Source organism: Georgenia sp. Z1344 (assembly GCF_049856295.1).
Lineage (GTDB): Bacteria > Actinomycetota > Actinomycetes > Actinomycetales > Actinomycetaceae > JB111.
This window is the reverse complement of the sequence record NZ_JBNDMZ010000019.1, coordinates 1-13,333: the sequence shown is the minus strand read 5'-3', so window position 1 is coordinate 13,333 and position 13,333 is coordinate 1. Positions and strand designations below refer to the sequence as shown.

The window sequence follows — 13,333 nt, the reverse complement described above, 5'->3', positions numbered from 1 at the left end:
ATGCGGACGGGGCCCCACACCTCAGACCATCGCTGTGCCGTCCTCCCGCCGGTCCCGCAGGTCCTTCACGGCCACGGCCAGCGCGGCGAGCAGCACCACGGCGATGACCCCGAACCCGAGCGACGCGGCCGTGGGCCAGTCCGTCGCCTCCAGCGTGCCGAACACGGCCGCGGTGATGACGGCGATGCCGATCGAGGTGCCGATCCGCTGCCCGGTCTGCATGACCGCCCCCGAGCTCCCGGCGTACGCGAGCGGGACCTCGGCGAGCGTGAGGGTCTGGTTGGGGCTGACCACACACCCCTGCGCGGCGCCGATGAAAGAGAGGGACAGCAGGAGCCACCAGACGCTCAGCCCCGCCGACGCGTGCAGCTGGACCACGACGATGCTCAGCACGAGGCCCACCAGCCCCATGAGCAGCCCGCCGATCACCAGCTTGCGGCCGTAGGTGAGCACCCGCTTGCCGGCCCAGTTGGCCCCGAACGCGGACAGCACCGCCGACGGCAGCCCGATGACGCCGGCCTCCATCGCGGAGCGGCCGTCGCCCTGCTGCATGTACAGCGCGACGAGCACCCACACGCTCGTCATCCCGAGGAAGTAGAGCGTGATCATCAGGGACCCGTTGGTGAAGCTGCGGGTGCGGAAGATGGCGAGGTCGACCATCGGGCTCCGCCCGGAGCGCGCGTACCGCTTCTCCCACCACACCCAGGCGACGACGAGCAGGACACCCGCCGGCACCAGCAGCCACAGCGCGGCCGACCCGCGCCCCTCCATGAACGGGAAGAGGATGGCGAGGACCGCGGCGCCGAGCAGCAGCGCGCCGACGGGGTCGAGGGAGCGTTCTGCGCGCGTGGCGGGATCGGCCCGGCGCAGCGACCGGATGAGGGGCCGCGGGAACCACCGCAGCCCGAGGGCGATCGTCACGAGCCCCACCGGCACGTTGACGAGGAAGGTGAGGCGCCAGCCCAGGTCGGTCCCGCCGGCGCTGATGAGGACCCCGCCGAGGACCGGTCCGATCGCGACCGACACCCCGACCGCGGCGCCGAAGTAGCCGAAGGCCCTCGCCCGCTCGGCGCCCCGGAAGTATTGCTGGATCATCCCGACGCCCTGCGGGTTGACGAGCCCGGAGCCGACCCCCTGCGCGAACCGCGAGACGTTGAGCCACTCGGCGTTCGGCGCGAGGCTCGAGGTGATCGAGAAGACGGTGAAGATCGCCATCCCGACGAGGAAGATCCCGCCGCGCCCCATGACGTCGCCGGCCCGGCCGGCCGCCACGAGCACTACGCCAAACGTCAGCGCGTAGCCGGACAGCACCCACTGGAGGTCGGACTGCGAGGCGCCGAGGCCCTCCTGCATCGACGGGAGCGCCACGTTGACGATGCTCACCGAGATGAGGGCCATGAAGATGGCCCCGAGGGTGACCACGAGGATCCGCCAGCGCGCAGGGTCCGGGGTGTCGGGCGACCGGTTCGGATCGTTCTCGGCCTGCACCGACGAGCTCCTCCCTCCGAGGCGTGGGCACCTGCCGCACGCCACTCCCCGACGACGAACACCCCGCGTCGACCCGCCGAGCCTACGTCGGCGCCCGCTCGATCACCCCTCGACGTTCACTTCCGGTCGGCGCCGTCACGCACGAGGTGCGACCGAGCACCGCGCAGGCAGGACAGGGCCTACAGGCAGGACGTGATGGGCGACGGGCCGAGGTGCCGACCGTCGAACCCGGGCGACGCGCGCACTCGCGCGGTCCACCTGGCATTCGCCGCCCGATCACCCGAGATCCATGTCGGCGGTTCAGGCTCGAGGGTATGGACACCTCGGACCGGCAGCAGCTGACGAACTGGATCCGCCGTCACGGGCCCGACTACCTCGCCGACCCGAACATCACCTCGGTCGGTATCGGCTACAAGGAGACCGGCGGGGAGCGCACGGACGAAATCTCGCTCCAGTTCACCGTGACGCGGAAGGTCCCGCTCACCGAGCTCGAGGCGCTCGGTACGCGGGCGATCCCCGAGACGATCGAGGCCGAGCGGATCTCCGTCCCCACCGACGTTCTCCAGCGCGGCTTCCGGCTCTCCTACGAGATCGTGCCCGAGGCATTCGACGACGCGCGCCGGAGGCGCGTCGATCCGCTGGTGCCGGGCGTGAGCGTGTCCCACCCTCGGGTCTCGGCCGGCACCGCGGGGGCGATCGTCCACGACCGGCACACCGGGGAGCCGGTGCTGCTGTCGAACTGGCACGTCCTGCACGGTCCGGACGGCGCGATCGGCGACGCCGCGCTGCAGCCGGGCACCCACGACGACAACCGCGCCACCGACAACCGGTTCGGCCGCCTGCTCCGGTCGCACCTGGGTGCTGCGGGGGACGCGGCGATCGCGACGATCGACAACCGCGGTGCCGACCCGACGATCCTCGAGCTGGACATCGTGCCGGACCAGATCGGCGACCCGGACCTCGGCGACCAGGTGGTCAAGTCCGGACGCACGACGGGCGTCAGCCACGGGCAGGTGTCGCGGATCGAGACCCTGGTGTCGATCGACTACGGCGACGGGACCGGCGAGCAGCAGATCGGCTGCTTCGAGATCGAGCCGGACCCGCGCCGCTCCGGCACCTCCGACCGGCTCAGCGACGGGGGCGACTCCGGCGCCGTCTGGATGCTCAAGGCGGGCAACGGGCACACCTCGACGGTGATGGGCGGGCTCCACTTCGCCGGGTCCGACTCCGCCGAGGGGGAACGCGCCCTGGCCTGCTACGCCTCCTCGGTGCGAGACAAGCTCGAGTTCTCCCTGTCCGCGGAGGTCGCGGACGAGTCCGCCACGGCCGAGGCCACAGGCGGAGGATTCGACGAGGAGTTCCTTTCCCTCCCGGTCGCGGTCCCCGAGCTCGGGAAGGATCTCGCGTCCGACGCCGTCGAGGTCGACGGCTCCCCGGTCGTCCCCTACACCCACTTCAGCCTGACCCAGTCCCGGAGCCGCCGGCTGGCCCGGTGGGTCGCCTGGAACGTCGACGGCACCGGCCTGCGGCGGCTCAGTCGCGACGGGATCGAGTTCCGCTACGACGAGCGGATCGACGAGGAGTTCCAGGCGGGTGACGACCTCTACGGGGCGAACGACCTCGACCGCGGCCACATCGCGCGTCGCTCGGACCTGCTCTGGGGACCGCGCGGCGAGGCGCAGCGCGCCAACGAGGACTCGTTCAGCTTCACCAACATCGCCCCGCAGATGAACACCTTCAACCAGTCCGGCCTCGCGGGCGTCTGGGGCAAGCTCGAGGACGCGCTCTTCGACCGGGTCGAGGTCGAGGACCTGCGGATCGCCGTGGTCGCAGGACCGGTGTTCAAGGAGTCCGACCGCGAGTACCGCGGCTTCCAGGTCCCCCGCGAGTTCTACAAGATCATCTACTACGTGGTCGGCGGCGAGCTGCGGGCACAGTCCTTCCTGCTCTCGCAGGACCTGTCCGACCTCGAGGTGCTCGACCTCTCCGAGTTCGCGACGTACCAGGTGGCGCGCGCCGAGCTCGAGGAGCGGACAGGGCTGACGTTCGCCGCAGCCGCGGCCGGTGACGGTCCCGACGGGTCGGGTCCGGAGGCGGAGCGCAGCCGCGCGCTGGGGTCGGTGGACCAGATCGCCTGGTGAGGGCCTCCCGCACGCGGCGAACGCCCTCGGCGAACCGCACTCTCGATGACAGCGGGCCGAGCTAGCGCGGCGCGACCTCCGCGTGCACGAGGCCCCAGACGAACGAGTCGACGAGCGCCTCCCAGGACGCCTCGACGACGTCGGTCCCGACCCCCACCGTCGACCACGAGCGCACGCCGTCCGAGGACCGCACGAGCACGCGGATCGAGGCGTCGGTTCCCTGCTGGGAGTCGAGGATGCGCACCATGTAGTCGACGAGCGCGAACTCCTCGATCTCCGGGTAGGTGTCCACGAGCGCCTCGCGCAGCGCGTGGTCGAGCGCGTTGACGGGGCCGTTGCCCTCGCCGGTGCGGACGATCCTCCCCTGCCCGGTGCGGAGCTTGACGGTGGCCTCGGCCTCGGTCCGGCCGCGGCCGTCCAGCGAGGTCACCTGCGCACGCCAGGACTCGACGTCGAAGTACGCGCCTGCTCCGCCCTCGCCGAGCTCCTCGCGCAGGAGCAGCTCGAAGGAGGCGTCGGCGGCGTCGTAGGTGTAGCCGCGCGCCTCGGCCGCCTTCACGCGCTCGGTGACGCGGGTGAGCAGCTCGCCCCGGCCCGAGAGGTCGAACCCGAGCTCGCGGCCCTTGAGCTCGATCGAGGCCCGCCCGGCCATGTCGGACACGATCATCCGCATGTCGTTGCCGACGGCCGCCGGGTCGGTGTGCTGGTAGAGGTCCGGGTCCACGCGGATCGCCGAGGCGTGCAGCCCGGCCTTGTGGGCGAACGAGCTGTGGCCCACGTAGGGCTGGCGCGAGAAGGCGGGGATGTTCGTCAGCTCGGCGATCTGGTGGCTGATGCGGGTGGCCTCGCGCAGACGGTCGGGCCCGATCGTCTCAAGCCCGCGCTTGAGCTCGAGGTTGGCGATGACCGCCACGAGGTCGGCGTTGCCGGTGCGCTCGCCGTAGCCGTTGACGCAGCCCTGGACGTGGGTCGCCCCGGCGTCGACCGCCGCGATCGAGGACGCGACGGCGGTGCCGGCGTCGTTGTGCGTGTGGATCCCGATCCGGCCGTCCACGCCCGCGCGGACCTCGGCGACGATCCGCCCGACCTCGTCGGGCAGGGTGCCGCCGTTGGTGTCGCACAGGACGGCGGACGTCGCGCCGGCCGCGAGCGCGGTGGCGGCGACCTCGCGCGCGTACCCCGGGTCGTGCCGGTAGCCGTCGAAGAAGTGCTCGAGGTCCACGTGCACCTCGCGCCCGAGCCCCACGAGATGGGTGACGGTGTCCCGCACCATCCGCAGGTTCTCCTCGGGCGTGGTACGCAGCGCGCGCTCGACGTGCCGCGAGTCCGACTTGGCCACGAGCGTGAGCACGCCGGCGCCGGAGTCGACCAGCGCCTGGACCTGGGCGTCCTCGGCGGCCGGAACGCCGGGTTTCGCCGTCGACCCGAAGGCCGCGAGCCGCGCGCGGGTGAGCGTCAGCTCCTTCTCGGCGAGCTGGAAGAACTCCGTGTCGCGCGGGATGGCGCCGGGCCAGCCGCCCTCGATGTAGTCGACGCCGAGCTCGTCGAGCAGGGCGGCGATCGCCATCTTGTCCGCGACGGTGAGGTTGATGCCCTCCTGCTGGGCGCCGTCGCGCAGGGTGGTGTCGTAGACGTGCAGCTCGCTGGTCATCGTGCCTCCCGCCGGCTCAGACGAGCCGGTACATCCACTCGTGCGCGTCCGCCGCGCGGCCGTACTGGATGTCGGTGAGCTCGGCGTGCAGGGAGCGGGTGACCGGCCCCGGCCGACCGTCGCCGACGGTGACGTCGAAGTCCTCCCCCGCGAGCCGGCCGATCGGGGTGACGACGGCGGCGGTCCCGCAGGCGAACACCTCGGCGACGGCGCCGGAGCGGATGTCCGCGAGCAGGTCGGCGAGCGCGATCGGCTCCTGGCGCACCTCGCGGCCGGACTCGGCCAGCAGGGTGAGCAGCGAGTCCCGGGTGCCGCCCTCGAGGATCGTCCCCGTGAGCCCGGGGGTGCGGACGGTGCCGTCGGAGTCGACGACGACGAGGTTCATCCCGCCGAGCTCGTCCACGTAGGTGTTCGTCGAGGCGTCGAGGAACAGGACCTGCTCGAAGCCCTTCTCGTAGGCCTCGGCCTGCGGGAGCAGGGACGCGGCGTAGTTCCCGCCGGTCTTCGTGTCCCCCATCCCGCCGGCGCCGGCGCGGTGGTAGGTCGAGGAGACCCAGATCCCGACCGGCTCGAAGCCGTTGACGAAGTACGGCCCCACGGGCGAGGCGATGAGCAGGTACTCGACCTGCCGCCCGGCCCGCACGCCGAGGAACGGCTCGGAGGAGAACATGAACGGTCGCAGGTACAGCGAGGCGCCCTCGTCGCCGGGCACCCAGCGCTCGTCGTGCGCGAGCAGCGCGGCGAGGGAGGCGATCATGTCCTCGGCGGGCAGCTCGGGCAGCGCGAGGCGGCGGGCGGAGTGGGCGAGCCGAGCGGCGTTGAAGCCGGGCCGGAACGTGCGCACGGAGCCGTCGGCCCAGCGGTAGGCCTTGAGCCCCTCGAAGACCTCCTGCCCGTAGTGCAGGACGGACGCGGCCGGCGAGAGCTGGAGCGGGCCGTAGGGCTCGAGGCGCAGCGGCCCCCACCCGGAGTCGTGCGTCCAGGTCGCGCGGACCATGTGGTCGGTGAAGGCGGTGCCGAACGCGAGGTTCCCCATGACGTCCGCGTACGCGGCGTCGTCGGCGGGGTGGTCGCTGCGCTCCCCCGTCACGCGAGCGGCGAGCTCACCGGCGGGCGGCAGGGCGGCGGAGTCCAGGCCCGGCATCTCGAGACCGTGGCCCCGGCCGGGCAGGGGAAGGCCACCGGGCGTCGTGGCGTCGCCGGGCTCGCCGGCGGTCACCTGGGCGTCCCCGACCTCCTGGCCGACGGCGATGGGCGTCTCGTCGCTCATCGCTCGGCCCCGGTCGTGGCCGTGGCGTCGGCCGTCAGCGAGACGGCGGCGGCGATCGCGTCGCCGACCTCGCTGGTCGATCGCGGGGCGCTCCCCCGGGCGGCGAGGTCGGCCTCGACAGCGGCATCGATCCGCGCGGCCGCCGCCTCCTCGCCGACGTGGGTGAGCATGAGCGCGGCGGACAGGATCGCGGCCGTCGGGTCGGCCTTCCCGGTCCCGGCGATGTCCGGGGCGGAGCCGTGGACGGGCTCGAACATCGACGCCGACGTGCGGTCGGGGTTGACGTTGCCGGACGCCGCGAGCCCGATCCCGCCGGTGACGGCGGCGACGAGGTCGGTGACGATGTCGCCGAACAGGTTGTCGGTGACGATGACGTCGAACCGCGCCGGGTCGGTGACGAGGTAGATCATCGTGGCGTCGACGTGGGCGTAGTCGACCGTGACCTCGGGGTGCTCGGCCGCGACGGCGTCGACCGTGCGCCGCCACAGGTGGCCGGCGTGGACGAGGACGTTGTGCTTGTGCACGAGCGTGAGCTTCTTGCGCGGGCGGGCCTGGGCACGGGCGAAGGCGTCGCGGACCACGCGCTCGACACCGAAGGCGGTGTTGACGGAGACCTCGGTGGCGAGCTCGTTCGGGGTGCCCACGCGCAGCGCGCCGCCGTTGCCGACGTAGGGGCCCTCGGTGCCCTCGCGGACGACGACGAGGTCGATCGCACCGGGGTCGGCGAGCGGCGTGCCGACGCCGGGCAGGAGCTTGGCGGGGCGCAGGTTGACGTAGTGGTCGAGCTCGAAGCGCAGGCGCAGCAGGAGGCCGCGCTCGAGGACGCCGGAGGGGACGCTCGGGTCGCCGACGGCGCCGAGCAGGATCGCGTCGTGCTCGCGCAGGGCCGCGACCTCGTCGTCGGTGATCGTCTCGCCGGTGCGGTGCCAGCGCTCGGCGCCCAGCTCGTAGGGCGTCTCCCTGAGGGTGACGCCCGTGCCGTCCAGCGCGGCGCGCGCGACCTTGAGGGCCTCGGCCACCACCTCCGGGCCGATCCCGTCGCCACCGATGACGCCCAGGTCGATCTCGCGCTGCTCGCTCACAGTTGTCCTCTCCACATTCGTGCGGGCCTCGCGGCCCCGATGATCATGACGGGCCGCCCCGGCCCGGCCCACCACGCGAGGTGGCGGGCCGGGCCGGGGCGAGCTCCGGCGTCGGGCAGGTCAGCGACCGACCTGGCCCTGCGTGTAGTCCGCGTCCCGGGTCTCGACCCAGGAGAACAGGTTGCGCAGCTCGAGGCCCGTGGCCTCGATCGGGTGCTGCTCGCCCTTCTTGCGCAGCGCGGCGAACTCCGGGCCGCCCTGGTCCTGGTCGGCGATGAAGCGCTCGGCGAAGGCACCCGACTGGATGTCCGCGAGGACCGCCACCATGTTCTCCTTGACCTGCGGCGTGATGACGCGCGGGCCCGAGACGTAGTCGCCGTACTCGGCCGTGTCGGAGACCGACCAGCGCTGCTTGGCGATGCCGCCCTCGTACATGAGGTCGACGATGAGCTTGAGCTCGTGGAGGACTTCGAAGTAGGCGATCTCCGGCTGGTAGCCGGCCTCGGTGAGGACCTCGAAGCCGTACTGCGCGAGCTGGCTGACGCCACCGCAGAGCACGGTCTGCTCGCCGAACAGGTCGGACTCGGTCTCCTCGGTGAACGTGGTCTTGATGCCGCCGGCGCGCAGGCCGCCGATCGCCTTCGCGTAGGAGGCGGCGATGTCCCAGGCCTGGCTCGAGGCGTCCTGCTCGACCGCGAGGAGCACCGGCACGCCGCGCCCGTCCTCGTACTGGCGACGCACCGTGTGGCCCGGGCCCTTCGGCGCGACCATGGCGATGTCGTGGCCCGCGGAGGGCTGGATGAGGTCGTAGCGGATGTTGAAGCCGTGGGCGAAGAAGATCGCGGCGTCGTCCTTGAGGTTCGGCTCGACCTCCTCGGAGAAGATCTTCCGCTGGTGCTGGTCCGGGGCGAGGATCATGACGACGTCGGCGCCGGAGACGGCCTCGCCGACCGTCGCGACCGCGAGGCCCTGCTCCTCGGCCTTGGCGCGCGAGGACGAACCCTCGCGCAGACCGACGACGACCTCGACGCCGGAGTCCCGCAGGTTGAGCGCGTGCGCGTGCCCCTGGCTGCCGTAGCCGATGACGGCCACCTTCTTGGACTGGATGATCGACAGATCGGCGTCGTCGTCGTAGTACAGCTCGGCCACGAGGGCCCTCCTTCGTTGTGTGCTGCTGGGCTTCGTTCGATGGTGCGTTCGTGCGTGCCGCCGGCGCCGGCCGGCGGGGTGCGCGGTGGGCCGGTGGCTCCCGCGCGGGTGAGGTGGCCGCCCGCCGTCAGGCGGAACGGACGCGGTCGAGCGTGCGGTCCGTGAGCGAGCGGGAGCCGCGCGCCAGCGCGACCGACCCCGACTGCACGATCTCACGGATGCCGTACGGCCCCAGCGCGGTGAGCAGGGCCTCGAGCTTGGCGTCGCCGCCCGTGGCCTCGATCGTCACGGCCTCCGGCGCCACGTCCACCACGTGGGCGCGGAAGAGCTCGACCACCTGGAGGACCGCGGTGCGCGACTCGTCGTCGGCCCGGACCTTGACGAGCAGGAGCTCCCGCTCGACCGTGTTGCCCGGGTCCAGCTCGACGATCTTCAGCACGTTGATCAGCTTGTTCAGCTGCTTGGTGACCTGCTCGAGCGGCAGCTCGGCGGCGTCGACCACGACCGTGATGCGGGAGACGTCCTCGCGCTCGGTCGGGCCGACCGCGAGCGAGTGGATGTTGAACGCCCGCCGGGCGAACAGGGCCGTGACCCGCGTGAGGACGCCGGGCTTGTTCTCGACCAGAACGGACAGCGTGTGCCTGGTGCTCATGTCCTTCCCCTCAGTCCTCGTGCTCGAAGTCGGGCGTGAGCCCGCGCGCGTACTGGATCTCGTCGTTGGAGACGCCCGAGGCCACCATCGGCCACACCATGGCGTCCCTGCTGACGACGAAGTCGATGACGACCGGGCGGTCGTTGATCGACATGGCCTTCTCGATCGCGGCGTCGATCTCCTCGACCTTGGTCACGCGGATCGCCACGCAGCCGTAGGCGTCGGCGAGCTTGACGAAGTCCGGGATGTGCACCGTGTCGTGCCCGGTGTGCAGGTCGGTGCTCGAGTACCGGCTCTCGTAGAACAGGGTCTGCCACTGGCGGACCATGCCGAGCGAGGAGTTGTTGATGATCGCGACCTTGATCGGGATCTGGTCGAGCACGCAGGTGGCGAGCTCCTGGTTGGTCATCTGGAAGCAGCCGTCGCCGTCGATCGCCCAGACGGGCGTGTCCGGCAGCGCGGCCTTCGCGCCCATCGCGGCCGGGATCGCGTAGCCCATCGTGCCCAGGCCGCCGGAGTTGAGGAAGGTGCGCGGCTTCTCGTAGCTGATGAACTGCGCCGCCCACATCTGGTGCTGGCCCACGCCCGCCGCGTACACGGCGTCCGGGCCGGCGAGCTCGCCGAGGCGCGAGATGACGTGCTGCGGCGCGAGCTGGCCGTCGTTCGTCGGGGCCCAGCCCAGCGGGTAGCGGCTGCGCAGGTCGCTCAGCTGCGCCCACCACGCGTCGAGCTCGGGCTCGCCGTGCTGGGCCTGCGCGTCTCGCAGCGCCGACGCGAGCGCCGGGATCGTCTCCGACAGGTCGCCGACGATGGGCACGTCCGCGTGACGGTTCTTCGAGATCTCCGCCGGGTCGACGTCCGCATGGATGACCTTGGCGAGCGGCGCGAAGCTGTCGAGCCGGCCGGTCACGCGGTCGTCGAACCGGGCGCCGAGCGCGACGACGAGGTCCGCCTTCTGCAGCGCGGCCACCGCAGCGACGGTCCCGTGCATGCCGGGCATCCCGACGTTGTTCGGGTGCGAGTCCGGAAACGCGCCGCGCGCCATGAGCGTGGTGACGACGGCCGCGTTCGAGACCTCGACGAGCTCGGCGAGCGCGTCGGTGGACTGCGAGCGAATGACGCCGCCGCCCACGTAGAGGACGGGGCGCGACGCCGACGCGATGAGGCGGGCCGCCTCCTTGACCTGACGGCCGTGCGGCTTGACGGTCGGCTTGTAGCCGGGCAGGTCCATCGCCGGCGGCCACACGAAGTCCGACTCCGCCTGCTGGGCGGACTTCGCGACGTCGACGAGCACGGGGCCCGGCCGGCCGGTCGCCGCGAGGTGGAACGCCTCGGCGATGCGCGCGGGGATCTCGTCCGGGTCGGTGACGAGGAAGGAGTGCTTGGTCAGCGGCATGGTGGCGCCGACGATGTCCGCCTCCTGGAAGGCGTCCGTGCCGATCGCCGCCGCGCCCACCTGGCCGGTGATCGCGACGATCGGGACGGAGTCCATGTTCGCGTCGGCGATGGCGGTGATGAGGTTCGTGGCGCCCGGGCCCGACGTCGCGATGCACACGCCGGTCTTGCCGGTGGCGGCCGCGTAGCCGACGGCCGCGTGGCCGGCGCCCTGCTCGTGGCGGACGAGGATGTGGCGGACCTTGTCCGACTGGAACAGCGGGTCGTAGGTCGGCAGGATCGCGCCGCCCGGGATCCCGAAGATCGTGTCGACGCCGAGCTCCTCGAGCGCACGGACGATGTTGCGGGCACCCGTGGACGGCTCGACGATCTGGGCCTCCTCCGCGACGGCCTCGATGCGACCGCCCCGCAGGACGACTCCCGTGCCGCCCGTCCCGCCGTGCGCGAGCGTGCGCTCCGCGACGGCGGCCGTGGCGAGGATGTCGGCCTCGACCGGGTCGATGCCGGGCGTGGGGCCGCGGCGGGCCGGGGCTGCGCCGTTGGAACCGGAGTCGCCCGCGAGTACGGCGTCGTCGGTCCCGGTCCTGGCAGCGTCGACGACGGGGCGTGCGGCCTCGTCGTCGGGCGCGGTACGGCCCGGCGCGCTGTGCGACGTGCTCGTCATGGTCCCTCCTTCGCCTGTCCGGCCCGCGGGGCCGGTTCGTCCGCGACCCGGGTCCGGGTCATCGGGGTGGTGCTGGACATGCAAAAGCCCCTCGACCCGATGGGTGTCGAGGGGCGCGGCCGGACCAGCTCTCAACGAGGGTCGGCCGCGCGGCCGACTACGAGAATGCTGATCCGAGGCATGCATGCACTGTACGCCCGCGCGCGAAGGGGAAGCCACCCGTCTCGCATCGTGGTTCACGTTCCCACTCTGCGAGACAATTCATTCGCCGAGATTGCGGTTCGTCGTCGTCGAGATTGCGGTTGGGAGCGCCCGTCACCCCTTGACTCCCTCACGTCCACCCCCAACACTTAGGTATATGCCGAAGTATCTGGCGGAGCTCGACGCGGTGATCCGGCTCTTCCGGATTGAGGGTGTAGACGGCCTGGCGCGGTGGTGAGCGAGGTGCCGGCGTGTCAGCGTCCAGATAGGGGTCGAGGTCTTCCGATGATGGGGGTTCTCACGCCACCCACCGGGAAGACCTCGACGTGCCTGACGCTACCTTCGCCCGCCCTGATCTGACCACGTTCGCTCGTCTGGACGAGCTCGGCTTGGAGGTCGTCGGCCAGCGCATCGAGCCTGGTCGGGCGGTCCTGGCCTGCAGGGTCGTCGAACCGGACAGCTGGTGCCGGCGGTGCGGGTGCGAGGGCGTCGCGCGGGACACCGTCACGCGCGAGCTCGCTCACGAGCCTTTGGGGTGGCGTCCCACGACGCTGGAGGTGAGGGTGCGTCGGTACCGGTGCACGGGCTGCGGGCACGTGTGGCGTCAGGACACGACCGCCGCGGCCGAGCCGCGCGCTCGGCTCTCCCGCCGCGGGTTGCGGTGGGCGCTGGAAGGGATCGTGTGCCAGCACTTGAGTGTCGCTCGTGTCGCCGAGGGGCTGGGGGTCTCGTGGAACACCGCCAACGCCGCGGTCCTGACCGAAGGACGCCGCGTCCTCATCGATGATCCGACCCGGTTCGACGGCGTCAGCGCCATCGGTGTCGACGAGCATGTCTGGCGCCACACCCGCCGCGGCGACAGGTTCGTGACCGTGATCATCGACCTCACCGCTGTTCGCGAGGGGACCGGCCCGTCCCGGCTGCTGGACATGGTCGAGGGCCGCTCGAAACACGCCTTCAAGCAGTGGCTCGCGGGCCGGCCGCAGGACTGGCGCGACGGGGTCGAGATCGTCGCGATGGACGGCTTCACCGGGTTCAAGACCGCCGCCGCCGAAGAGCTGCCCGACGCGGTCGCCATCATGGATCCTTTTCACGTGGTCCGCCTCGCTGGCGACGCGCTCGATGACTGCCGGCGCCGTGTCCAGCAGGACACCTGCGGGCACCGGGGCCGCAAGGGCGATCCGCTCTACGCCGCCCGCCGGACCCTGCACACCGGCGCCGACCTGCTCACCGAGAAGCAGTCCCAGCGCCTGGAGGGCCTGTTCGACGGCGACACCCACGTAGCGGTCGAGGCCGCCTGGGCCGTCTACCAGCGCATGATCGCCGCCTACCGCGTCCCCGACCGCGCACATGGTCGCCAGCTCATGGCCCAGCTCATCGCCTCCGTCAGCTCCACCGTGCCAGCCGCCCTGACCGAGCTGCGCAAGCTGGGCAGGACCCTGAAGCGCCGCGCCGCCGACGTGCTCGCCTACTTCGACCGGCCCGGCACGTCCAACGGCCCCACCGAGGCCATGAACGGCAGGCTCGAGCACCTGCGCGGCTCGGCCCTCGGCTTCCGCAACCTGACCAATTACATCGCCCGATCACTACTCGAGACGGGCGGATTCCGACCCCAACTACACCCTCGAATGTGAAGAGCC

The 13,333-nt window shown here is 71.9% G+C and carries 9 protein-coding genes; 2 read left to right on the top strand and 7 right to left on the bottom strand.

Features of this window, described 5'->3' with window-relative positions:
• Positions 1-21: 21 nt before the first annotated feature.
• Positions 22-1,488 carry an MFS transporter gene (locus tag ACPYO6_RS16160; protein ID WP_425715819.1) on the bottom strand — a complete coding sequence of 489 codons (1,467 nt, stop codon included), beginning with the start codon at positions 1,486-1,488 and terminating at the stop codon, positions 22-24.
• Positions 1,489-1,802: 314 nt separating this feature from the next.
• Between ACPYO6_RS16160 and ACPYO6_RS16155 the strand changes: the two genes are divergently transcribed.
• The gene (locus ACPYO6_RS16155; protein ID WP_425715818.1) at positions 1,803-3,629 is read left to right on the top strand and encodes a DNA/RNA non-specific endonuclease; all 1,827 of its coding nucleotides are present in this window, start codon (positions 1,803-1,805) and stop codon (positions 3,627-3,629) included.
• Between the two features lie 61 nt (positions 3,630-3,690).
• On the opposite strand, the gene cimA is transcribed toward ACPYO6_RS16155, so the two are convergent.
• From cimA to ACPYO6_RS16125, 6 genes are all read right to left on the bottom strand, one after another.
• Positions 3,691-5,280, bottom strand: coding sequence for a citramalate synthase (gene cimA / locus ACPYO6_RS16150; protein ID WP_425715817.1), 1,590 nt, complete (start codon positions 5,278-5,280; stop codon positions 3,691-3,693).
• A gap of 16 nt (positions 5,281-5,296) precedes the next feature.
• Complete coding sequence (locus ACPYO6_RS16145) at positions 5,297-6,424, bottom strand: branched-chain amino acid aminotransferase (RefSeq protein WP_425715844.1); 1,128 nt, start codon at positions 6,422-6,424, stop codon at positions 5,297-5,299.
• 122 nt (positions 6,425-6,546) lie between these two features.
• The gene (locus ACPYO6_RS16140) at positions 6,547-7,632 is read right to left on the bottom strand and encodes a 3-isopropylmalate dehydrogenase (RefSeq protein WP_425715816.1); all 1,086 of its coding nucleotides are present in this window, start codon (positions 7,630-7,632) and stop codon (positions 6,547-6,549) included.
• Positions 7,633-7,752: 120 nt separating this feature from the next.
• Positions 7,753-8,781, bottom strand: coding sequence for a ketol-acid reductoisomerase (gene ilvC / locus ACPYO6_RS16135; protein WP_425715815.1), 1,029 nt, complete (start codon positions 8,779-8,781; stop codon positions 7,753-7,755).
• A gap of 127 nt (positions 8,782-8,908) precedes the next feature.
• Positions 8,909-9,433 (bottom strand): acetolactate synthase small subunit, encoded by a 525-nt coding sequence (gene ilvN / locus ACPYO6_RS16130; RefSeq protein WP_425715814.1) that lies wholly within the window; start codon positions 9,431-9,433, stop codon positions 8,909-8,911.
• A gap of 10 nt (positions 9,434-9,443) precedes the next feature.
• The gene (locus ACPYO6_RS16125; RefSeq protein WP_425715813.1) at positions 9,444-11,492 is read right to left on the bottom strand and encodes an acetolactate synthase large subunit; all 2,049 of its coding nucleotides are present in this window, start codon (positions 11,490-11,492) and stop codon (positions 9,444-9,446) included.
• A gap of 527 nt (positions 11,493-12,019) precedes the next feature.
• On the opposite strand from ACPYO6_RS16125, the gene ACPYO6_RS16120 reads away from it, so the two are divergent.
• On the top strand, positions 12,020-13,327 hold the full coding sequence (locus ACPYO6_RS16120; protein WP_425713489.1) for an ISL3 family transposase: 1,308 nt from the start codon (positions 12,020-12,022) through the stop codon (positions 13,325-13,327).
• Positions 13,328-13,333 lie beyond the last annotated feature (6 nt).

What these genes read in the sequence shown, in the direction of transcription:
- ACPYO6_RS16125 (WP_425715813.1), bottom strand. Translation starts at nt 11,492, where the DNA reads ATGACGAGCACGTCGCACAGCGCGCCGGGCCGTACCGCGCCCGACGAC.
- ACPYO6_RS16155 (WP_425715818.1), top strand. Translation starts at nt 1,803, where the DNA reads ATGGACACCTCGGACCGGCAGCAGCTGACGAACTGGATCCGCCGTCAC.
- cimA (WP_425715817.1), bottom strand. Translation starts at nt 5,280, where the DNA reads ATGACCAGCGAGCTGCACGTCTACGACACCACCCTGCGCGACGGCGCC.
- ACPYO6_RS16145 (WP_425715844.1), bottom strand. Translation starts at nt 6,424, where the DNA reads ATGCCGGGCCTGGACTCCGCCGCCCTGCCGCCCGCCGGTGAGCTCGCC.
- ilvN (WP_425715814.1), bottom strand. Translation starts at nt 9,433, where the DNA reads ATGAGCACCAGGCACACGCTGTCCGTTCTGGTCGAGAACAAGCCCGGC.